At 66.9% G+C, this 21418-nt stretch carries 20 protein-coding genes; 17 read left to right on the top strand and 3 right to left on the bottom strand.

All coding sequences use genetic code 11. The features are described from left to right. The first annotated feature begins 39 nt into the window (after positions 1-39). From GT755_RS39020 to GT755_RS37910, 3 genes are all read left to right on the top strand, one after another. Complete coding sequence (locus tag GT755_RS39020) at positions 40-216, top strand: DUF6104 family protein (protein WP_170990908.1); 177 nt, start codon at positions 40-42, stop codon at positions 214-216. A gap of 73 nt (positions 217-289) precedes the next feature. Continuing rightward, entirely contained in the window at positions 290-1087 is a 798-nt protein-coding gene (locus GT755_RS37915) for a DUF4097 family beta strand repeat-containing protein (protein ID WP_161484374.1), read from the top strand. Next, entirely contained in the window at positions 1084-1842 is a 759-nt protein-coding gene (locus GT755_RS37910) for a PadR family transcriptional regulator (RefSeq protein WP_161484373.1), read from the top strand. Before GT755_RS37915 ends, GT755_RS37910 begins: the two co-directional genes overlap by 4 nt. Positions 1843-2022: 180 nt before the next feature. On the opposite strand, the gene GT755_RS37905 is transcribed toward GT755_RS37910, so the two are convergent. Further along, positions 2023-2985, bottom strand: a complete 963-nt coding sequence (locus GT755_RS37905; RefSeq protein ID WP_161484372.1) for a zinc-binding dehydrogenase — start codon at positions 2983-2985, stop codon at positions 2023-2025. A gap of 263 nt (positions 2986-3248) precedes the next feature. Here GT755_RS37905 and GT755_RS37900 point away from each other — a divergent pair, with 263 nt between their 5' ends. The 10 genes from GT755_RS37900 (at position 3249) to GT755_RS37855 (ending at position 17235) form a co-directional block, all read left to right on the top strand. Next, positions 3249-4358, top strand: a complete 1110-nt coding sequence (locus tag GT755_RS37900; protein WP_161484371.1) for a trypsin-like serine peptidase — start codon at positions 3249-3251, stop codon at positions 4356-4358. A gap of 226 nt (positions 4359-4584) precedes the next feature. Beyond that, a complete protein-coding gene (locus tag GT755_RS37895; RefSeq protein ID WP_161484370.1) occupies positions 4585-5697 on the top strand; it encodes a trypsin-like serine peptidase in 1113 nt (370 codons plus the stop codon). 91 nt (positions 5698-5788) lie between these two features. Next, a complete protein-coding gene (locus GT755_RS37890; protein ID WP_161484369.1) occupies positions 5789-6982 on the top strand; it encodes a trypsin-like serine peptidase in 1194 nt (397 codons plus the stop codon). A 255-nt stretch (positions 6983-7237) separates the two neighbouring features. Beyond that, entirely contained in the window at positions 7238-8437 is a 1200-nt protein-coding gene (locus GT755_RS37885; protein WP_161484368.1) for a trypsin-like serine peptidase, read from the top strand. Between the two features lie 367 nt (positions 8438-8804). Next, on the top strand, positions 8805-10043 hold the full coding sequence (locus GT755_RS39015; protein WP_202611021.1) for a trypsin-like serine peptidase: 1239 nt from the start codon (positions 8805-8807) through the stop codon (positions 10041-10043). Positions 10044-10443: 400 nt separating this feature from the next. Then, positions 10444-11616 carry a trypsin-like serine peptidase gene (locus GT755_RS37875; protein ID WP_161484367.1) on the top strand — a complete coding sequence of 391 codons (1173 nt, stop codon included), beginning with the start codon at positions 10444-10446 and terminating at the stop codon, positions 11614-11616. Positions 11617-11979: 363 nt separating this feature from the next. Continuing rightward, a complete protein-coding gene (locus GT755_RS37870; protein WP_161484366.1) occupies positions 11980-13200 on the top strand; it encodes a trypsin-like serine peptidase in 1221 nt (406 codons plus the stop codon). A gap of 326 nt (positions 13201-13526) precedes the next feature. After that, complete coding sequence (locus tag GT755_RS37865; RefSeq protein WP_161484365.1) at positions 13527-14738, top strand: trypsin-like serine peptidase; 1212 nt, start codon at positions 13527-13529, stop codon at positions 14736-14738. A 164-nt stretch (positions 14739-14902) separates the two neighbouring features. Beyond that, entirely contained in the window at positions 14903-15988 is a 1086-nt protein-coding gene (locus GT755_RS37860) for a trypsin-like serine peptidase (protein ID WP_161484364.1), read from the top strand. Positions 15989-16095: 107 nt separating this feature from the next. Further along, on the top strand, positions 16096-17235 hold the full coding sequence (locus GT755_RS37855) for a trypsin-like serine peptidase (protein WP_161484363.1): 1140 nt from the start codon (positions 16096-16098) through the stop codon (positions 17233-17235). Positions 17236-17293: 58 nt separating this feature from the next. Here GT755_RS37855 and GT755_RS37850 read toward each other — a convergent pair whose 3' ends face one another. Then, positions 17294-18469: an NAD(P)-dependent malic enzyme gene (locus tag GT755_RS37850; protein WP_161484362.1), complete on the bottom strand. Its 1176-nt coding sequence runs from the start codon at positions 18467-18469 to the stop codon at positions 17294-17296. 269 nt (positions 18470-18738) lie between these two features. On the opposite strand from GT755_RS37850, the gene GT755_RS37845 reads away from it, so the two are divergent. Beyond that, complete coding sequence (locus GT755_RS37845) at positions 18739-19284, top strand: CGNR zinc finger domain-containing protein (protein ID WP_161484361.1); 546 nt, start codon at positions 18739-18741, stop codon at positions 19282-19284. On the opposite strand, the gene GT755_RS37840 is transcribed toward GT755_RS37845, so the two are convergent. Further along, complete coding sequence (locus GT755_RS37840) at positions 19239-19553, bottom strand: S24 family peptidase (protein WP_161484360.1); 315 nt, start codon at positions 19551-19553, stop codon at positions 19239-19241. The genes GT755_RS37845 and GT755_RS37840 overlap by 46 nt on opposite strands. A gap of 57 nt (positions 19554-19610) precedes the next feature. Here GT755_RS37840 and sodN point away from each other — a divergent pair, with 57 nt between their 5' ends. The 3 genes from sodN to GT755_RS37825 all read left to right on the top strand — a co-directional run bounded on the left by sodN (position 19611) and on the right by GT755_RS37825 (position 21371). After that, on the top strand, positions 19611-19997 hold the full coding sequence (sodN, locus tag GT755_RS37835; protein ID WP_030456454.1) for a superoxide dismutase, Ni: 387 nt from the start codon (positions 19611-19613) through the stop codon (positions 19995-19997). A gap of 157 nt (positions 19998-20154) precedes the next feature. After that, positions 20155-20574: an ATP-binding protein gene (locus tag GT755_RS37830; protein ID WP_030456453.1), complete on the top strand. Its 420-nt coding sequence runs from the start codon at positions 20155-20157 to the stop codon at positions 20572-20574. Positions 20575-20591: 17 nt separating this feature from the next. Next, positions 20592-21371, top strand: a complete 780-nt coding sequence (locus GT755_RS37825; RefSeq protein WP_030456452.1) for an RNA polymerase sigma factor SigF — start codon at positions 20592-20594, stop codon at positions 21369-21371. Positions 21372-21418 lie beyond the last annotated feature (47 nt).

Here is a 21418-nt window from a genome sequence, read left to right as displayed (position 1 = left end):
TCCACTGCGGGGGGCCTCTCGCCGTTTCCGGGAGCTTTCATGTACTTCACCGACAGGGGCATCGAGGAACTGGTCGAGCGCCGGGGCGAGGAGGAGGTGCAGATGGTCTGGCTGGCCGAGCGGCTGCGCGAGTTCGTCGACCTCAACCCCGAGTTCGAGACCCCGGTCGAGCGCCTGGCGACCTGGCTGGCCCGGCTCGACGACGACGAGGACTAGAACGCGATACATCTTGACTTTCCACGAACGCGACATATCGTGTTTGTAGGCAGTTCGTGGAAGGGGCGGCGTCATGCCGAGATGGACCATCGACAAACCCGACCAGCTCACGTTCGATCCGGTCGACCGGTTGAGCGTGCGCATCGTGGCCGGCCACCTGGCGGTGCTGGCCAGCGACGGCCCGCCCGGCCTGGAGATCAGCGAGATCGGCAGCGTCCCCCTCGTCGTCGAGCAGGAGGCCGGCCGGCTCACCGTCACCTACGGCGACCTCACCTGGGAGGGCGTGCTCGGCTGGTTGCGCTCGGGGGGCGGGCGCAGCTGCGTGATCACCCTGACGGTCCCGAAGACCTGCCGGGTCGAGGCGGGGGTGATCTCCGCGGGGGCGGTGATCGCCGGCTTCGAGGGTCAGACCCGGGTCCGCAGCGTGACGGGCGACATCATCCTCGACGGCGTGAGCGGCGACGTCCACGCCGAGACCGTCTCGGGGTCGGTCGAGAGCCGCGCCCTCGCCGGCGACCTCGCGTTCACCAGCGTCTCGGGCGAGCTGACCGTCGCCGACGGGGTGCCCAGGCGTCTGCGCGGCAACACCGTCAGCGGCGGCATCACCGCCGACCTGACCCTCGGCCCGACCGGCCACGTGACCCTCAACACGGTCTCGGGCTCGATCTGGGTGCGGCTTCCGCGCGCCACCGACAGCGACGTGACCTTCCGCTCGATGTCGGGCAATCTGGAGTCCGCCTTCCCGGGTCTCACGTACAACGGCCACCCCGGCACCAAGACACTCACCGGCCGCCTCGGCGGTGGCATGGCCACCCTCAGCGCGACCACCGTCTCGGGCGGCGTGACCCTGCTCAGTAAGGAATCAGAATGAGTCCCGTCTTCGGCCACGGCAGGCTCCGGCTCTACCTGCTCAAGCTGCTGGAGGAGAGCCCCCGCCACGGCTACGAGGTCATCCGCCTGCTCCAGGACCGTTTCCTCGGCGTCTACTCCCCCTCGCCCGGCACGATCTACCCGCGCCTGGCGCGGCTGGAGGAGGAGGGCCTGGTCACCCACGAGGTCGTCGACGGCAAGAAGGTCTTCACCCTCACCGACAAGGGCCGCGCCGAGCTGAACGCCCGCCTCGACGAGCTCGCCGACCTGGAACGCGAGATCACCGCCTCGGTCCAGGACATCGCCCGTGAGGTCAAGGAAGACGTGCGCCAGACCGTCCGCTCCCTGCGCCACGAGCTGACCACGATGGCCCGCACCATCAACCAGGAGACGACCGGCTCCGCCCGCGACACCCGCGACGAGTGGAAGCGCCAGCGCGACCGGCAGAAGGCCGAATGGTCGCGCCAGAAGCAGCAGTGGAAGGCCGAGTCGGAGCGCTGGAAGGTCGAATGGCAGCGCATCTGGACCGACACGTGGGCCATGACGGGCTTCCCGACGCCCGCCAACGGCACCACCGACGACGAGCGGGCCACGGCCAACGACGCGGAACTCGGTCAGTATCTGGCCGACTTCGTGGCCGCCGTCCGGTCCGAGGCGGCCGACACCCGGATCGGCGACGACGACCTGGCGGCCTGCAAGGCGGTCCTCGACGACACGGCCACCCGCCTGCGGTCGATCCTCGACCCCGACGGCTGATCACGATGGGTGGCGCTCACCTGTGCGTCGTGTGCGGCCGGTCGCGCCGTTCATGGTCGCTTCTCTGCTTCCGTTACGGCTCCGCCCGGCCGGCCCCGCCCGCCGTCCCCGGACCTCCCCGCGGCCGGCGCCGACCGGCCGCGCCCGAACCGCCCGGCCACGGGGAGTCGGCCGGCCGCCCTAGAGAGTGAAGACGATCTTCCCGAACACCTCGCCCCCGGCCATGGCCGCCACGCCCTCGCGGGCCTCGGTCAGCGGGAGCACACGGTCGACCAGCGGGCGGATGCCCGTCTGCTCCAGGAAGACCGCGAGTCTGGCCAGCTGGTCGCGGGTGCCCATGGTCGAGCCGATGATCTGCTTCTGCAGGAAGAAGACCTGGGCCAGCTTGGTGGGGGCGACCATTCCGCTGGTCGCGCCGCAGATCACCACCCGGCCGCCGGGCCGCAGCGACGAGATCGAGTGGTCCCAGGTCGCCTCCCCCACGCTCTCCATCACGGCGTCCACCCGCTCGGGCAGCCGCCCGCCGGTCTCGAACGCCTGGTCCGCGCCCAGTTCCAGGGCCTTCTCCCGCTTGGCCGCCGATCGGCTCGTCGCCCAGACGCGATAGCCGGCCGCCCGGCCCAGCGTGATCAACGCGGTCGACACGCCCCCGCCCGCGCCCTGGACCAGCACCGTCGATCCCGGTTCAAGACCGGACTTCTCGAACAACATCCGGTAGGCGGTCAGCCAGGCCGTCGGCAGGCAGGCGGCGTGCTCGAACGACAGGGCCGCGGGCTTGGGCACCAGGTTCCGCGTGGGCACCACCACCTTCTCCGCGAAGGTGCCCTGGTGCAGCTCGGAGAGCAGCGTCCGGCGCGGGTCGAGGGTCTCGTCGCCGTTGACCGGCGTTCCGATGACCGAGTGGACGATCACCTCGTTGCCCGCCTCGTCGACCCCGGCCGCGTCCGTGCCGAGCGTCATCGGCAGCCGGTCGGGACCGATGCCGATCCCGCGCAGGGTGAACAGGTCGTGGTGGTTGAGCGATGCGGCCCTGACGGTCACCGTCGTCCAGCCGTCGGGGACGGCGGGCTCGGGCCGCTCGCCCACGGTCAGACCCTTCAGCGGGTCGTTCGGATCGGTCTGCGAAGCCGTGACTGCGATCATGGCAGAACATTACTCTATCCCTGTTACGAGAGTGACAAAAGGGACTGAGACCCGCCGCGAATAATACGTAAACCGAAATGGCAAACCAGGGATCACCTGCGAAGACGCCATTCATAACGGCAGTGCATGAATAACGGTAAGGCCAATTGACCCAGCCCTCTCGTTATATCTGCGGCGTTACCCGTGATCGCGTCATTAACGTTCGGAGCTGTTTCCACGTATTTGGGACGCACCCTCAATTCGTCCCAAGGGAAAGGACTTCGATGATCTCCCGAGCACGACGTCTCTCCATCCCCGTCGCCGGCGCGCTGGTCGCGTTCGGCGTCGTGGGCACCGCCTCGTCGGCCACGGCCACGGCCCCCAGCGACGTGACCCAGAAGGCGGCCCCGACCACGGCCGCCGCCGCGGCGCAGTTCTGGACCCCCGACCGGCTCCGCGCCGCGAAGGACCGCACCGAGGAGCTGGGCAACGCGGTCAAGGGCTCGGGCCGTCCGAGCACCCCCCAGCCCGACGGCAAGGCCGGTGTGGTCCCGCCGATCGGCGGCGAGAAGGCGGGCACCCCCGCCAGCAAGCAGGTCAACCTGCCCAACACGGTCGGCCGGGTGTTCTTCACCCTGCCGGGCAAGAACCCGCTCGACCCCAAGAGCTGGAAGTACTGCTCCGGCACCTCGATCCAGGGCAAGTTCCGCAACGTCGTGGCCACCGCCGGCCACTGCGTGTACGACCCGGCCAGCAACCGGTTCTACGACAACTGGGTGTTCATCCCGTCGTACTGGGACGGCACCCAGGCGTGGAACGGCAAGGCGCCCTACGGCATCTACCCGGCCACCTGGTACCAGGCGCACGACGACTTCGTGGTCAAGGAGGACTACGACTACGACTACGCGTTCGTCAACGTCGCCTCCGGCTACAAGGCCAGCTGGGAGAAGGTCGACGGCAAGTACAAGCTCGTCAAGACCTCCGTCGGCCGCCTCGGCGACAACGTCGGCGGCCAGGGCTTCACCTGGAACCGCAGCACCAAGACCAACGTCTTCTCGTTCGGCTACCCGGCCGGCCCGCACCCCGACGGCGACCGTCCGTTCAGCGGCAAGACGATGAAGTGGTGCTACGGCCAGACCGCCGCCATGCCGGCCGCGCCGAAGTACAACGTCCAGGAGCACGTCGGCATCAAGTGCGGCATGACCGCCGGCGCCAGCGGCGGCCCGCTGATCTGGAACTACAAGAGCAAGACCCGTTCCGGCTACCTCTACGGCGTCAACAGCATCGCCTGGGACACCGACGGCAACGACCGGTACGACCGGCTCTCCTCGCCCTACTTCAACGGGGAGACCTACGACGTCTACAAGGTCGCGGCCAACCGCTGGACCGCGTGACCATCTGCCGCGAGAACCGGTGCCCGGGGGACGTTCATCGTCTCCCGGGCACTTTCCTTTACACGGGCCGTAGCTTCGGCCCGATCTACTCGGACGGGCCAGAGGGCCGTTCGGTTCCCTCGGATTCATAACGAGAAGGCCAAGAACCTGTGCCTGATCACTGGTGATCTGGAAAAATCACCCCTTACGATCGATACCTCCGTCACGAGACCCCCGAGAGGCCCCCATGACCAGGCGGATCACCCTTGCCGCAGGCGGCGTCGCCGCCGCGCTGGGTGCCGCCGCGCTCCTCTCGATCTGGACGCCGACGTCGGCGCCCGCCGTCGCGGCCCCGCCCACGGCGCCCCTGATGGAGGTCTCGGCCAAGGAGGCCGCGCCGCCGGCGGAGCGGCACCTCGGCAAGGGCGTGATGGCCTACCCCCTCGCCGCGACCGGCGCGGACATGCAGAAGGTCGCCGCCTACTGGACGCCCGCGCGGCTGAAGGAGGCCAGCACCTACGTCCCGGCCTCCAAGCCGTCCACCGGGGCGCCGCAGGCCCCCTCGATGGCCGAGCTCTCCCGCGCCGCCGCGGCGACGGGCGCGGCCGGCGCCGTCGCGCCCTCCCAGCAGCCGATGGTCGGCAAGGTCTTCTTCAAGCTGGGCGACAAGGAGTACTGGTGCTCCGGCTCGGTCGTCCACTCCAAGAACCGCAACCTGGTCGCCACGGCCGGCCACTGCGGCTGGTCGCTCGGCCAGAACAAGCCCGTGGAGAACTGGGTCTTCATCCCCTCCTACGCGGGCGGCTCGACCGACGCCGGCGTCTACGTCGGCCACACCCTCTACCTCCACGAGGACTTCTCGGGCGCGGGCGACTACGACCGCGACTACGCCTTCGTGACCGTCTACCGGGGTTTCACCTGGAAGGGCGACCAGAGGGTGCAGGGGGGCCGGCTTGAAGACAAGGTCGGCGCCTTCCAGTTCGCCTCGACCAAGGGCCGCTCCCGCCCGGTGTCGGTGTTCGGCTACCCGGCCGGCGCCCATCCCGACGGCACCCGCCCCTTCGACGGCCAGGTCGTCCGGTCGTGTTCCGGCACGACCAGGGCCACCGCCGCCGCGGCCCCCACCTATCTCCTGGAGAACGGCGTCCTGCTGAACCCGTGCCCCTTCACGGCGGGCGCGAGCGGCGGCCCGTGGGTGCTCGGCTGGGATCCGGCGAAGAAGACCGGGTTCCTCAACGGCGTGACCAGCCTGACGTGGAACATCAACGCCGACGGCAAGCTCGACGCGGCGTCCTCGCCCTACTTCAACGCGGTGACCGCGCGGGTCTACCAGCAGGCCGCCAAGCAGGCGACGAACTGAGCAAGCGCCTTGCAACCGCGGATAAAGCAGGGATAAAGCGCAGAAACCTACCTTCATCACAGCACACCCTCTGCGATGAAGGAGCACCACCATGCGATCCCGAGCGAAGCACCTCGCGCTTCTGGGCGCCACCGCCGGCCTTCTCGGCGCCGCCCTGGCCGTCCCGTCCGCGGCCAGCGCCGCTCCCGACGAGGCGTCCGACCCGCTGGCCGGCAGCGGCATCGCCGCCTGGAACGTCGTCGCCTTCTGGTACGGCCAGTCGAAGGCCAACCTGAACGCCGCCACCCCCTACGACGTCGAGACCAAGGTCGTCGCCAAGCACCTGTCGAAGGGCGGCCCGTCCGCCGACGGCAAGCCCGGTCTCGTCTCCCCGATCGGCGGTGCGGGCTCCACCTCGTCCAAGAACGTCAACCTGCCCCGCACCACCGGCAAGGTCTTCTTCCTGGACGCCGACAAGAACCCCCGCTGGTGCACCGCCACCTCGCTCCAGTCGAAGTACAAGAACCTGGTCGCCACCGCCGGGCACTGCGTCTACGACGTCGAGTCGAACGCCGCCACGCTGAAGTACTGGGTGTTCGTCCCGGCCTACTACCAGGGCAAGACCCCCTACGGCATCTACGTCGGCAAGCAGGCCTTCACCCACTACGACTTCGACGTCTACGAGGACTTCGACCGCAACTACGCCTTCGTCACCGTCTACAACGGCCTGAAGGCCCCGCACGACGGCGGCCCGCTCGACGGCGACTGGAAGAAGGTCTCCAAGAGCGAGTGGGACAAGTACCGCTCCTACGGCACCTACCCGTGGATCGTCAGCAAGTACACGAAGAAGGTCGGCTCGAAGTACTACATCTGGAAGTTCGTCGACGCGGGCCGGCTGGGTGACAACGTGGGCGGCCAGGGCTTCGCGTACAACCAGAAGAGGAACGTGAAGGACTACGTCTTCGGCTACCCGAGCGGGTCACACCCCGACGGCAACCACGCCTACACGGGCCAGACCCAGAAGTGGTGCTACGGGACCACGTTCCCGGCCTCCGCCTCGGCGGTCAAGGGCGAGGAGCTGCTCGGCGTCAAGTGCAGCTTCACCGGCGAGGGCTCGTCGGGCTCGGCCTGGATGTACAAGTACAGCAACACCAGCCGCAAGGGCTACCTGAACGGCGTCACCGCCGCGGTCTCCGACACCGACGGCAACGACCGCATCGACGTCAGCCTCTCGCCCTACTTCGACGGCGAGACCTACGGCATCTACAAGCACGCGGCGAACCTGTGGTCCGGTTCGATCGCCTAGGACGGAGAGGGCCCGGCCGCACTTGGCCGGGCCTTTTTCATGCGTGGAGGAATTAGACGTACATAGCTGGATTTCGGTGCCATCGAAAAATGTGATTCGAGTCACATTCGTTTCAAGATCCGACTGCCGTGAGTCAAGTGCTCACCTGCGGCGATGCGTGCACAACGGCCCCAAAGGCCCGGTGAAGTCGCTTTGGACACGCGGAACATCCCGCATATCGTCCTGACGGTCCCTTTACCAACGCATGGAGCACCCTTGAAGCGCACCCTCGCCCTCTCCGGTGTGGCAGCCGGCCTCCTGGCCTCCGCCCTCGTCGCCCAGCCCGCCTCGGCGGCCGGTGACGTGGCGAGCGACTCCCTGGCCAAGACGTCGCTCGCGGCCAAGAACGTCGTCGCCTACTGGTTCGCCAACCGGTACGCCAACCTGGTCGGCTCGACCCCCTACAACGCCGAGACGACCATCAAGGTCAACAAGCACGTCTCCACCGGCGGCCCCTCGGCCGACGGGAAGGCTGGAACGGTCCCCGCCATCGGCGACGAGGCCAAGTCGGGCGGTTCCTCCAAGAACGTCAACCTCCCCCGCACCACCGGCAAGGTGTTCTTCCGCGGCGGCGACGGCAAGCCCCACTGGTGCACCGCCACCTCGCTGCAGTCGAAGTACAAGAACCTGGTCGCCACCGCCGGAAGCTGCGTCTACGACACGGTGACCAACAAGGCCACCCTCGACTACTGGGTCTTCGTGCCCGGCTACTACCAGGGCAAGACCCCCTGGGGCATCTACGTCGGCAAGACCGCCTACACCCACTACGACTTCGACGTCTACGAGGACGGCGACCGCAACTACGCGTTCGTCACCGTCTACAACGGCCTCAAGGCGCCGGCGTCGGGCCTGCCCGCCAAGGGCAGCGACTTCGTCAAGTGGATGCGGTCGGAGAACACCAAGGAAGTCTCCAAGGCCGAATGGGAGACCTACAGCAAGGCCATCCGCTCGCCCGGCCCGATCAAGGGCAAGTACTACGTCATCCGCTTCACCGACGCCGGCCGCCTCGGCGACAACGTCGGCGGCCAGGGCCTGGCCTACAACCAGAAGGTCGGCCAGAACGTCTACGTCTTCGGCTACCCGAGCGGCTCCCACCCCGACGGCAACCACGCCTACACGGGCCACACGCTCAAGTGGAGCTACGGCAAGACCTTCAAGGCCAAGGCGTCGGCCGTGAAGGCCGAGGAGCTGATCGGCGTGAAGTCGTCGTTCACCGGCCAGGGGTCGCTGGGCTCTGCGTGGCTCTCGCAGTACAAGAGCAGCCGCCGCCTCGGCTACCTGAACGGCCTGACCAGCGGGGTGTCCGACACCGACGGCAACAAGCGCATCGACACGAGTGTCTCGGCCTACTTCGACGGCGAGACCTACGGCGTCTACAAGGCCGCCGCCAACGTGTGGTCGGGTGCGATCGCCTAGTCAAGATCGATTAGTCAAGATCGAACATCTGCGGGGCCCGGCCGATCGGCCGGGCCTTTGCCGTTCGCGCCAGGTTCCATTGATCTCATGTGATTTACATCACATTCCCAGAGTCTTCCCAGACTCCTGTGGTTGGCTACGCCATCCACTCGAAACACCCCTCTGGCGCCAGAGCTGCGCTTCCGTCCCTCCGGCGTCATTGACACCTCTGTCAACGCCGAGTGGACCACATAACGAGGGAATCTCCGTAACCGAGAGTGATCAATCGCCCCTTCAGCCGCAGAAATCACGGCTGTAGGGTCCAGCCATCCCTTTCCTGACGCATGGGACGCAGCTGCGGCCCACGTACAGACCAAGGAGTTCCCCCATGAAGCGCACTCTCGCCCTCGGTGGCGTGGCGGCGGGCCTGCTGGCCTCCGCTATCGTCACCCAGCCGGCTGCCGCCGCCGGTGACGTGGCCAGCACCCCGCTGGCCTCGACCGGCATCGCGGCGAAGAACATCGTCGCCTACTGGTACGCCAACAAGGCCGCCAACCTCGTGGGCGCGACCCCCTACGACGTGGAGACCCAGGTCGTCGGGAAGCACGTCTCGACCGGCGGTCCCACCGCCGACACCAAGCCCGGGATCGTTCCCGCCATTGGTGACGAGAAGAAGGTCACCAGCGTCTCGAAGAACGTCAACCTGCCCAAGACCACGGGCAAGGTGTTCTTCATCGGCGCCGACCACAAGCCGCACTGGTGCACCGCCACCTCCGTGCAGGCCGCGTACAAGAACCTCGTCGCGACCGCCGGTCACTGCGTCTACGACGTCGTGAACAACAAGGCGACCCTCGACAAGTGGGTCTTCGTCCCGGGCTACTACCAGGGCAAGACCCCGTGGGGCATCTACGTGGGTAAGCAGGCCTTCACCCACTACGACTTCGACGTGTACGAGGACGGCGACCGCAACTACGCGTTCGTCACCGTGTACAACGGCCTGAAGGCCCCGCACGACGGCCCCGCTTTCGGTAAGCACGTGCCCAAGGGCTACACCGGCGGCGACGGCTGGGAGGACCTGGGCGGCTGGGTCGAGGTCTCCAAGGACGTCTACGACGACTACTTCGGCTTCGACACCTTCATCGGCGACACGGCCAAGGTCAAGGACTGGAAGGGCAACTGGCACTACTTCGTCTGGAAGTTCGTCGACGCCGGTCGCCTCGGTGACAACGTCGGCGGCCAGGGCCTCGCCTACAACCAGAAGATCGGCCAGTCGGTCTACGTCTTCGGCTACCCGAGCGGCAAGCACCCGGACGGCAACCACGCCTACTCGGGCCACACGCTCAAGTGGAGCTACGGCAAGACCTTCGCGGCGAAGGCCTCGGACATCAAGGCCGAGGAGATCATCGGCATCAAGTCGTCCTTCACCGGTGAGGGCTCGCTCGGTTCCGCGTGGATCGCGCAGTACAAGAGCGCTCGTCGTCTGGGCTACCTGAACGGCGTGACCATCGGCGTCTCCGACACCGACGGCAACAAGCGCTACGACACCTCGGTTTCCCCGTACTTCGACGGTGAGACCTTCGGCGTCTACAAGGCTGCTGCGAACCTGTGGAGCGGCTCGATCGCCTAAGCGGTCACCAGCTCGACGAAAGACCCGATCGTTACGATCGGGTCTTTTGTCGTTTTTGCGCGTTCCAGCAAAGGATGGAGTCACTCGCGGATCGGTTCCATTGATCGCGAGTGATTTACATCACATTCCCAGGATCTTCACAGAACCCTGTGGTTTCCTTCGCGCCCGCAGTAGGCGAGTCAAGGACATTCCGAACTGCGCTTCTGTCCGGGCGTCAATCCTTACAAGCCTGTCAACTTTGAGTAATCCCAGTCACGAAAAGATCTCGGCGACTCAGAAGCCTCCGCGAACCTCAGGTATCGCTACGGACACACCCAAGATCGGCTGTAAGGTCCACTCATCCCTTTCCTGACGCATGGGACGCAAGACGCGGCCCACGTACAGACCAAGGAGTTCCCCCATGAAGCGCACTCTCGCCCTCGGTGGCGTGGCGGCGGGCCTGCTGGCCTCCGCTCTCGTCACCCAGCCGGCTTCCGCCGCCGGTGACGTCGTCAGCACCCCGCTGGCCAACACCGGCATCGCGGCCAAGAACATCGCTGCCTTCTGGTGGGCCGAGAACATGGCCCAGCTGAAGGGCGCGACCCCCTACGACGTGGAGACCCAGGTCGTCGGGAAGCACGTCTCGACTGGTGGCCCGACCGCCGACACCAAGCCGGGCATCGTCCCCGCCATCGGTGACGAGAAGAAGGTCACCAGCACCTCGAAGAACGTCAACCTGCCCAAGACCACGGGCAAGGTGTTCTTCATCGGCGCTGACAAGAAGTCGCACTGGTGCACCGCCACCTCGGTCCAGGCCGCGTACAAGAACCTCGTCGCGACCGCCGGTCACTGCGTCTACGACGTCGTGAACAACAAGGCGACCCTGGACAAGTGGGTCTTCGTCCCCGGTTACTACCAGGGCAAGACCCCGTGGGGCATCTACGTCGGCAAGCAGGCGTTCACGCACTACGACTTCGACGTGTACGAGGACGGCGACCGCAACTACGCGTTCGTCACCGTGTACAACGGCCTGAAGCTGCCCCACGGCGGCCTCAAGGACGTCAAGACCCTCAAGGACCTTGGCGGCCTGGTCGAAGTCTCGAAGGAACTGTGGCTGCAGTACGACATCCGCTTCATCGACGGCGGAAAGTACTACATCTGGAGGTGGAACGACGCTGGTCGCCTGGGCGACAACGTCGGGGGCCAGGGCCTCGCCTACAACCAGAAGGTCGGCCAGAGCGTCTACGTGTTCGGCTACCCGAGCGGCTCGCACCCGGACGGGAACCACGCCTACTCCGGTCACACCCTCAAGTGGACCTACGGCAAGACGTTCGCCGCCAAGGCGTCGGACATCAAGGCCGAGGAGATCATCGGCGTGAAGTCCTCCTTCACCGGTGAGGGCTCGCTGGGCTCCGCGTGGATCTCGCAGTACAAGAGCGCTCGTCGTCTGGGTTACCTGAACGGCGTGACCATCGGCGTCTCCGACACCGACGGCAACAAGCGCTACGACACCTCGGTTTCCCCGTACTTCGACGGTGAGACCTTCGGCGTCTACAAGGCTGCTGCGAACCTGTGGAGCGGCTCGATCGCCTAAGCGGTCACCAGCTCGACGGAAGGCCCGGTCGTTTACGACCGGGCCTTTTGCCGTTCTCGGACATCGGTTCCATTGATCGCGTGTGATTTAAGTCACATTTGTTGACCTATGTCCGACTTCTTCACCATGGGTTAACCATCACCGTCAAGCCCGGCACCCCTGTGGCCGTGGAGTTTCCGCGTCCGCGGGTCATTGACTCGTGACCCGACTGTGAGTCGCCCAGATCACGGGCACATCACGGGCCCCTGAGGTGCCCAGACGCCACTTCAGGCGCGCAAGATCGCAGGAGTAACCTCCGGAACATCCCTTTCCTGACGTATGGGACGCAGGACGCGGCCCACGTACAGACCAAGGAGTTCCCTCATGAAGCGCACCCTCGCCCTCGGTGGCGTGGCGGCCGGCCTGCTGGCCTCCGCCCTCGTCACCCAGCCGGCCGCCGCCGCCGGCGACGTCGCCAGCACCCCGCTGGCCACGACCGGCATCGCGGCCAAGAACATCGCGGCCATGTGGCTGGCGGAGAACGCCGCCAACCTGGTCAACGCGACCCCCTACGACGTGGAGACCCAGGTCGTCTCCAAGCACGTCTCGACCGGCGGCCCGACGGCCGACACCAAGCCGGGTGTCGTCCCCGCCATCGGCGACGAGAAGAAGACGACCAGCACCTCGAAGAACGTCAACCTGCCCAAGACCACCGGCAAGGTGTTCTTCTCCGACGGCTTCGAGAACAAGGGCACCCCCTGGTGGCCGAAGTGGGTCGCCAAGAACCCGCACTGGTGCACCGCCACGTCGGTCCAGTCGAACTACCGCAACCTCGTCGCGACCGCCGGCAGCTGTGTCTACAACACGGAGACCAACAAGGCGACGCTCGAGAACTGGATCTTCGTCCCGGGTTACTACCAGGGCAAGGCTCCGTGGGGCGTGTACGTCGGCAAGCAGGCCTTCACCCACTACGACTACGACGTCTACGAGGACGGCGACCGCAACTACGCGTTCGTCACCGTCTACAACGGCATCTCCCTGCCCGCGAACGGCCTCGCCGACTTCGACAAGTTGTGGCAGCTCCACGGCCTGGCGTCCTTCCAGGAGGTCTCGGAGGCCGTCGCCAAGACCTACAAGTACTACTGGAAGAAGGACGGCAAGTACTACGTCTGGAAGTACACCGACGCCGGTCGCCTCGGCGACAACGTCGGCGGTCAGGGCTTCGCCTACAACCAGAAGGTCGGCCAGAACGTCTACGTGTTCGGCTACCCGAGCGGCCAGCACCCCGACGGGAACCAGGCCTTCACCGGCAAGACCCTGAAGTGGAGCTACGGCAAGACCTTCGCGGCCAAGGCCTCGGCCATCAAGGCCGAGGAGCTCATCGGCGTCAAGTCCTCCTTCACGGGTGAGGGCGCCCTGGGTTCCGCGTGGATCGCGCAGTACAAGAGCGCTCGCCGTCTGGGCTACCTGAACGGCGTGACCATCGGCGTCTCCGACACCGACGGCAACAAGCGCTACGACACCTCGGTTTCCCCGTACTTCGACGGCGAGGCCTACGGCGTCTACAAGGCCGCGGCGAACCTGTGGAGCGGTTCGATCGCGTAGTGGTCGTCCAAGGGAAGGCCCGGCTCCGGCCGGGCCTTTTCGTTTGCCCGTTCCAACGAAGTTCCCTTTGACGCACGGGTTCCCGAATCGGTGCCATCGACTCCATGTGATTTACATCACATCATCACCTGTTGATAACAACCCGACTCCACCTCTGACCTCGGGTCTGACAGGTCACGGAAATGTCACGGGATCCTGAGTGGTTTCGGACGCCCCAGTTTCGCTACCGCGTGTGACGAACAGGCATGTAAGTTCCGGGTTGCCCCTTTACTGACGCATGGGACGCAAGAGGCGGCCCACGTACAGACCAAGAGGAGTTCCCCCTTATGAAGCGCACTCTCGCCCTCGGTGGTGTGGCGGCCGGTCTGCTGGCCTCCGCTCTCGTCACCCAGCCCGCCAGCGCCGCCGGCGACGTCGCCTCGGACCCCCTGGCGACGACGGGCATCGCGGCCAAGAACATCGCCGCCCTCTGGCTGACCGAAGGCGCCGCGAACCTGATCAACGCCACGCCGTACAACGTCGAGACCACGGTCCCGGCGAAGCACGTCTCGTCCGGCGGCCCCTCGGCCGACACCAAGCCGGGCATCGTCCCCGCCATCGGCGACGAGAAGAAGACGACCAGCACCTCGAAGAACGTCAACCTGCCCAAGACCACCGGCAAGGTGTTCTTCGCCGACGACGTCGTGCGCGACCCGCGGACCGGCAAGCTGACCGCGGTCAAGCCGCGCTGGTGCACCGCCACCTCGGTGCAGTCGGCCTACCGCAACCTGGTCGCCACGGCCGGCAGCTGCGTCTACGACACCGAGACCAACAGCGCCACCATGAAGTACTGGGTGTTCGTGCCGGGTTACTACCAGGGCAAGACCCCCTGGGGCGTGTACGTCGGCAAGCAGGCCTTCACCCACTACGACTACGACGTCTACGAGGACGGCGACCGCAACTACGCGTTCGTCAACGTGTACAACGGCATCGCGCTCGGCCAGGGTGCGCCCGCCGAGATCACGAAGGCCGAGTACGACGCGTACCAGAAGAACGGTGGCGGCTTCCTCACCCGGACGAAGACCGAGAAGGTCGACGGCAAGGACGTCACGAAGTACTTCGTGTGGAAGTTCAAGGACGCCGGTCGCCTCGGTGACAACGTCGGCGGCCAGGGCTTCGCGTACAACCAGAAGGTCGGCCAGTCGGTCTACGTCTTCGGCTACCCGAGCGGCTCGCACCCGGACGGCAACGCCGCCTACAGCGGCAAGACCCTCAAGTGGAGCTACGGCAAGACCTTCGCCGCCAAGGCCTCGGCCATCAAGGGCGAGGAGCTGCTGGGCGTCAAGTCGTCCTTCACCGGCCAGGGCTCGCTCGGCTCGGCGTGGCTGGCGCAGTACAAGAACACCCGCCGTCTCGGCTACCTGAACGGCGTGACCATCGGCGTCTCCGACTCCGACGGCAACAAGCGCATCGACACCTCGCTCTCGTCCTACTTCGACGGTGAGACCTACGGTGTCTACAAGGCCGCCGCGAACCTGTGGACCGGCTCGATCGCCTAGTCGATCCGCTTGACCAATGAGAAAGCCCGGCAACCAGCCGGGCTTTTTCGTTTTTTATGTGTTCTTTAGCGGAGTTGCCAGAGTCATGTAAGTTTCTGGCTATCCCTTTCTGGCGCATGAGACGCAAGAGGCGTCTCACGCCAATCGCAAGGAGCGAACCCCCTGTGAAGCGCATCCTCCTTCCCGTCGGCGTGGCCGGCCTCGTGGCCGCCTCCTTAGCGGTACCGGCGCACGCGGCCCCCAAGGTGGGCCAGTCCGCCAAGATGGCGACGCCCGCAGCGGCCGCCGACACCCTGGAGTTCTGGACCGCCGACGGCGGCAAGAACCTCAAGGCCGCCGCCCCCTACGGCCTGGAGCACGCCAAGGTCCCCAAGCACGTCTCCACCGGCGGTCCGGCCGCCGACGGCAAGCCGGGTGTGGTGCCCGCCATCGGCGACGAGGCCAAGCCCACGACGACGACCAAGAACGTCAACCTGCCCAAGAGCGCCGGCCGCGTGTTCTTCACCGTCGGAGACTCCCTCTACTCGTGTTCTGCGTCGTCGATCCAGTCGGCGTACAAGAACCTCGTGGCGACCGCCGGGCACTGCGCCTACGACCTGGAGGGCAACGCCTCCGTCCTCGGCCACTGGGTGTTCATCCCGGGCTACTACCAGGGCAAGGCCCCCTGGGGTGTGTACGTCGGCAAGACGGCCTACACCCACCACGACTTCAGCGTCTACGAGGACATCGACCGCGACTTCGCCTTCGTGACCGTCTACAACGGCATCACGTGGTCGGAGGGCAAGTGGAAGGACCTCGGGCGCCTGGGCGACAACGTCGGCGGGCTGGGCTTCGCGTACAACCAGAAGGTCGGCCAGAACGTCTTCGTGTTCGGCTACCCGACCGCGGCCCACCCCGACGGCGACTACACCTACACCGGTTCCACCATGAAGTGGTGCTATGGCAAGCCGGTCTACCCCGTCGCGGAGAAGAGCGTGAAGGCCGAGGAGCACCAGGCCATCCGCTGCTCGATGACCGGCGGCTCCTCCGGCGGCCCGTGGATCATCAAGTACAGCAGCACGGCTCGCAAGGGCTACCTGAACGGCGTGAGCAGCCTCGGCGGCGACACCGACGGCAACAACCGCAGCGACCTGATCACCTCGCCCTACTTCGACGGCGAGACCTACGCGGTCTACAAGACCGCGGCCCCGCTGTGGTCGGGCTCGATCGTCAAGAAGGACGGCACGCTCGGGCTCACGGAAACCAAGTAGTTCCTGTGTGACTTAGGTCACATTCCTTTTCCTCCCGTTTGTTTTCGGTCTCACGGTTAGTCATCTGCGAGATCCACATCCGCAACGGGAGGAAAAGGAGGGTTCACGTGGACAAGCGCGCACGTCTGGGTCTCGTGACCGCCGGCATAGCCGGATCCGCCGTTCTGGTGGCGTTACCGGCGAACGCCTCGCCCGCCGACGGACCCACGGTCTCCGTGGCAGACGCCGACAACATCGCGGGCTTCTGGTTCCGCAGCAACAGCAAGGCGCTCAAGGCGGCCACCCAGTGGGGCCCCGACGCCGAGACGGTCGCGAAGGTGGCCAAGCTCTCCTCCAAGGGCGGCCCGTCGGCCGACGGCAAGGCGGGCACCGTCTCCCCGACCGGGCCGGGCGGCCAGGCGGGCAAGTCGAAGAACATCAACATCCCCAAGACGCTGGGCAAGGTCTTCTTCCGCAAGAACGGCAAGACCTACTGGTGCTCGGCGAGCTCCATCCAGGCCAAGTACAAGAACCTGGTCGCCACCGCGGGGCACTGCGTCTTCGACACCGACGACAACGACCACATGCTCGACCAGTGGATCTTCGTCCCCGGCTACTACCAGGGCAAGGCCCCCTGGGGTGTGTACGTCGCCAAGCAGGGCTTCACCCACTACGACTTCGACGTCTACGAGGACTACGACCGCGACTACGCCTTCGTCACGGTCTACAACGGCGTGAAGTTCGAGGCGACCAGGGCCGTCTCCGAGAAGCAGTACAAGGCCCACGGCGGCGTCAAGTGGCGCGACAAGGGCAAGTGGTGGATCCTCACCGTCAAGGACGCCGGCCGCCTCGGCGACAACGTCGGCGGCCAGGGCCTGGCCTACAACCAGAAGGTCGGCGCCGGCGCGGTGTACGCCTTCGGCTACCCCGCCGCCCGTCACCCCGACGGCAACAAGGCGTTCACCGGAGTCACTCCGAAGTGGTGCTACGGCAAGCCGAACCGTGAGGTCACCGACGCGGGGCTCAAGATCGAGGAGCAGATCGCGATCACCTGCTCGATGACGCCGGGCGCCGACGGCGGCCCGTGGTTGCTGAAGTACAGCAACGCCCGCCGTCTGGGCTACGTCAACGGCGTGACCAGCGCCTTCGCCGACTCCAACGGCAACGACCGCATCGACAAGATCACCTCGCCCTACTTCGACGGCGAGACGTACGACGTCTACAAGGCCGCGGCCGGCAACTGGTCCGGCAGCATAGTCAAGAAGTGACACATGGACGGAAGGGTCCGGTCTCGGGGGGAGGCCGGGCCCTTCGGCGTCTGCACGGTTACCGGCGGGCCACGCCGTCCTTGCGGGCCTGGTCGGCCACCGCCCGGGTGACGGCCGGGGCGACCCGGTCGTCGAACGGCGACGGGATGATGTAGTCGGCCCGCACCTCGTCGCCCACGACCCCGGCCAGCGCCGCCGCCGCGGCGATCTTCATGTTCTCGGTGATCGTGGTCGCCCGAACGTCGAGCGCCCCCCGGAACACGCCGGGGAAGGCGAGCACGTTGTTGATCTGGTTGGGGAAGTCGGACCGCCCGGTCGCCACCACGGCGGCGTGCCTGGCGGCGACCTGGGGGTGGACCTCGGGCGTCGGGTTCGACAGCGCGAACACGACGGCGTCCTGCGACATCGACGCGATGGCCTGCTCGGAGATGGTCGCGCCCGACAGGCCGATGAAGACGTCGGCCCCGGCGAGGGCCGCCTCGGTCGAGCCGGTCAGCCCGGCCCGGTTGGTCTCCCTGGCCAAGGCGTCCTTGTAAGGGTTCATCCCGGCCCGGCCCTCGAAGATCAGGCCCTTGCTGTCGGAGACCGCGATGTCGCCGATGCCGGCGTTGAGGAGCATGCGGGTCACCGCGACCCCGGACGCCCCGGCCCCGGCCACCACGGCCCGGAGCTCGCCGAGCGGGCGGCCGATCAGCCGGGCGGCGTTGGTCAGCGCGGCGGTGGCGACGATCGCCGTGCCGTGCTGGTCGTCGTGGAAGACCGGGATGGACAGGCGCTCGCGGAGCCGGTCTTCGATCTCGAAGCACCGCGGGGCGCTGATGTCCTCCAGGTTGATGCCGCCGAAGGACGGCGCGAGCCGGACGACGGTCTCGACGATCTCGTCGACCCCCGTGCAGTCGAGGCAGATCGGCACCGAGTCGACCCCGCCGAACTCCTTGAAGAGCAGCGACTTGCCCTCCATGACGGGCATCGCCCCGGCGGGGCCGATGTCGCCGAGCCCCAGTACGGCGGTGCCGTCGGTGACGACGGCGACCACGTTGGAGACCCAGGTGTACTCGTTGGCGAGCTCGGGCGAATCGGCGATGGCCGAGCAGACGCGGGCCACGCCGGGCGTGTAGGCGAGCGACAGATCGTCGGCGTTTCGGACCGGGATGGTGGCTCTGACCTCTAGCTTTCCGCCGCGGTGCAGCGCGAAGGCCGGATCGAGGTCGAGGGCTTCGAGGGAAGCAGTCATTACGCTGACCCCTGATGTCTGGTGACGGACACAACACAGACCGTTACGAGACGAGGGCCCGCGGCATGGATAGACACCGGAACCGTCGTCGTTGACGGCCGTCTCGGGCACGGGGGTCACCCGTTGCCCTAGTGTGCCACATGCTGAGACGACCCCTCGCGGCCAGATACGTCGCAGCCGGTCGGCCTTTAATGCACTGTCAATCTCTTTGGAACTTTCCGTCCCTGTGTAATACTCAATGTCCAGAGTCACCTATTACAGGGTTCCCCGTGGACTTGACCTCCTATGCCGAACTGGCCGTCCTCCTCGTCAACCGCCGGGATGATCTGAAGACCCTCGACGGCCTGCGCGCCCTGCTCGCCGAGACCGGCCGGACCGAGGCCGCCGGGCGGGTGACCCGGCGCGACCTCGACCACGTCATCGAACTGCGCGACGAGCTGACCGAGGTGTTCGAGTCGGCCGCGGAAGGCGACGAGGAAGACGTGGTCCAGCGCCTGAACGGCCTGCTGGTGCGCCATCCCGTCCACCCCCAGATCGCCGGGCACGACGGCCAGCCCTGGCACATGCACCTGACCGAGGGCGGCCGGGTCGGCGACACCGTCGCGGTGGGGTCGGTGATGGGCCTGGCCGGCGTGGTCACCGGCCTCGGCGCCGACCGGCTCGGCATCTGCCAGGCCGCGCCCTGCCGCAACGCCTACCTCGACACCTCGTCGAACAGGTCGCGGCGCTACTGCTCCGAGCGCTGCGCCAGCCGGGCCAACGTGGCCGCCTACCGGGCCAGGAAACGCGGCCCCAAGGCGAGTGACGGCCAGTAGCGGCCGACCACCTTCCCGACGATCCGGTCCTGGGGAATCGCGCCGAAGTCCCACGAGTCCCTGCGGCCGGGCGCCTGCTGGTTGTCGCTCTCCAGCCACCAGCCCTCGTCGGTCCACCGGAACACCCTTTTGACGATCAGGTTCCCGGGTATGCGAGCGATCACGACGTCTCCGGGACGGATCTTCGCGGTGCGGCGGACCAACAGGCAGTCGCCGGGCCGCAGCGCCGGAAGCATGGAATCCCCGGACACCCGGACGCTGGTGAACATGATCCACCTCGGAGCAGTAATGTCGGAACCGCAGCCACTCTGACGAAAGGAAACCCGATGCTTGCCAAGCACGTGGCATCGGCCCATTGTGACCTGCCGTGCGGCGTCTACGACCCCGCCCAGGCTCGCATCGAGGCCGAATCGGTCAAGGCGATCATGCAGAAGTACGCCGACAACGACGACCCGGTGTTCCGCTCGCGGGCCCTCACGATCAAGGAGGAGCGGGCCGAACTGGTCAAGCACCACCTGTGGGTGCTCTGGACCGACTACTTCAAGCCCCCGCACCTTGAGGCCCACCCGCAGCTCCACCAGCTCTTCTGGGACGCCACCAAGCTGGCCGGCGCCGCCGGCGCCAAGGGCACCGTCGACGTCGCCAAGGCCGACGACCTCCTGGGCAAGATCGACGAGATCGCGAAGATCTTCTGGGAGACGAAGGCCGCGTAGCCTTCCGCCCCGGACCCCGCACGTATCCTTGGACCTTTCCGTGCGGGGTCCGCGCATTTCCGGCATCGGCGCGTCCAAGCCGAGCAATCGCGGTCGAGTGGCGGTAGGTTGCAAACATGCGGCCCCGCGAGATGTGGCCGGCAGGGCAAGGAGGATCGTGACCGACGCAACTGATGTCACAGGGGATCTGGCCGGGATCCGCGACGCCGTGAGCGTACGGCTTCCGGCGGCCAGCGCCTACCTGTCCGTGTTGCGGACCGCGACGGCAGGTCTGGCGGCACGGCTCGACTTCACCATCGACGAGATGGAAGATCTGCGGATCGCCGTCGACGAGGCGTGCGCGATGTTGCTGCGCCACGCCGTCCCCGGCACCGACCTGATCGCGGAGTTCGAGCTGACCGGGCAGGAGATGTCGATCCGGGTCGAGGTCACCACCGTCGGGATCGCCGAGCCCAAACGCGATGACTTCGCCTGGATGGTGCTCACCGCGCTCGCCGACGACGTCGATGCCGTGTCCTCCCCCGATCACATGGCGATCGTGCTGCGCAAGCGGCGAGGCGCGGCGAGGCCGGCGTGACGGAAAGGACCCGTGCCATGGCCACCAGCGACTCCGGAGTCCCGGATCGGGTGCGCGCCCGCACCCTCTTCGGGGAGCTCGCTGAGCTGCCGGCCGACGACCCGCGCCGCCAGCGCATCCGCGACGAGCTCGTGGAGCTGCACCTTCCGCTGGTGGAATACCTGGCCCGCCGGTTCCGCAACCGCGGCGAATGGCTCGACGACCTGACCCAGGTCGCCACGATCGGCCTGATCAAGTCGATCGACCGGTTCGACCTGGCCCGGGGCGTGGAGTTCTCGACCTACGCCACCCCGACCATCGTCGGTGAGATCAAGCGCCACTTCCGCGACAAGGGCTGGGCGGTCCGCGTGCCGCGCCGCCTGCAGGAGCTGAAGCTGTCGCTGACCAAGGCGATCAGCGAGCTTTCACAGCGTGAGGGGCGCGCGCCCACGGTGGCCGAGCTGGCCGCCCATCTCCAGATGACCGAGGAAGAGGTGCTGGAGGGCCTCGAGTCGGCCAACGCCTACTCGACGGTCTCGCTCGACGCGCCCGACTCGGGCGACGACGACGCCCCGGCGGTCTCCGACTCGCTCGGCATCGTCGACGAGTCGCTGGAGGGCGTCGAATACCGCGAGTCGCTCAAGCCGCTGCTGGAGCGCCTGCCCCCGCGGGAGAAGCGCATCCTGCTGCTGCGGTTCTTCGGCAACATGACCCAGTCGCAGATCGCCACCGAACTGGGCATCTCGCAGATGCACGTGTCCCGTCTGCTGGCCCGGACCCTCGCGCAACTACGCGAAGGCCTGACAGCGGAAGACTGACGAACGAATTCGGCCGGCGCCGTGAGACGCCGGCCGAATCCTTTTCC

The organism is Herbidospora solisilvae, from assembly GCF_009901565.1.
GTDB classification, from domain to species: domain Bacteria; phylum Actinomycetota; class Actinomycetes; order Streptosporangiales; family Streptosporangiaceae; genus Herbidospora; species Herbidospora solisilvae.
The sequence above is the reverse complement of the archived record's forward strand: the minus strand, read 5'-3'. Positions and strand labels throughout refer to the sequence as shown.

Excerpts from the sequence above, each read along its gene's own strand:
- GT755_RS37870 (WP_161484366.1), top strand. The coding sequence starts at position 11,980 with ATGAAGCGCACCCTCGCCCTCGGTGGCGTGGCGGCCGGCCTGCTGGCC.
- GT755_RS37840 (WP_161484360.1), bottom strand. The coding sequence starts at position 19,553 with ATGTTCACCAGCGTCCGGGTGTCCGGGGATTCCATGCTTCCGGCGCTG.
- GT755_RS37915 (WP_161484374.1), top strand. The coding sequence starts at position 290 with ATGCCGAGATGGACCATCGACAAACCCGACCAGCTCACGTTCGATCCG.
- GT755_RS39020 (WP_170990908.1), top strand. The coding sequence starts at position 40 with ATGTACTTCACCGACAGGGGCATCGAGGAACTGGTCGAGCGCCGGGGC.
- sodN (WP_030456454.1), top strand. The coding sequence starts at position 19,611 with ATGCTTGCCAAGCACGTGGCATCGGCCCATTGTGACCTGCCGTGCGGC.
- GT755_RS37905 (WP_161484372.1), bottom strand. The coding sequence starts at position 2,985 with ATGATCGCAGTCACGGCTTCGCAGACCGATCCGAACGACCCGCTGAAG.
- GT755_RS37895 (WP_161484370.1), top strand. The coding sequence starts at position 4,585 with ATGACCAGGCGGATCACCCTTGCCGCAGGCGGCGTCGCCGCCGCGCTG.
- GT755_RS37865 (WP_161484365.1), top strand. The coding sequence starts at position 13,527 with ATGAAGCGCACTCTCGCCCTCGGTGGTGTGGCGGCCGGTCTGCTGGCC.
- GT755_RS39015 (WP_202611021.1), top strand. The coding sequence starts at position 8,805 with ATGAAGCGCACTCTCGCCCTCGGTGGCGTGGCGGCGGGCCTGCTGGCC.
- GT755_RS37825 (WP_030456452.1), top strand. The coding sequence starts at position 20,592 with ATGGCCACCAGCGACTCCGGAGTCCCGGATCGGGTGCGCGCCCGCACC.
- GT755_RS37875 (WP_161484367.1), top strand. The coding sequence starts at position 10,444 with ATGAAGCGCACTCTCGCCCTCGGTGGCGTGGCGGCGGGCCTGCTGGCC.
- GT755_RS37900 (WP_161484371.1), top strand. The coding sequence starts at position 3,249 with ATGATCTCCCGAGCACGACGTCTCTCCATCCCCGTCGCCGGCGCGCTG.
- GT755_RS37890 (WP_161484369.1), top strand. The coding sequence starts at position 5,789 with ATGCGATCCCGAGCGAAGCACCTCGCGCTTCTGGGCGCCACCGCCGGC.
- GT755_RS37850 (WP_161484362.1), bottom strand. The coding sequence starts at position 18,469 with ATGACTGCTTCCCTCGAAGCCCTCGACCTCGATCCGGCCTTCGCGCTG.
- GT755_RS37910 (WP_161484373.1), top strand. The coding sequence starts at position 1,084 with ATGAGTCCCGTCTTCGGCCACGGCAGGCTCCGGCTCTACCTGCTCAAG.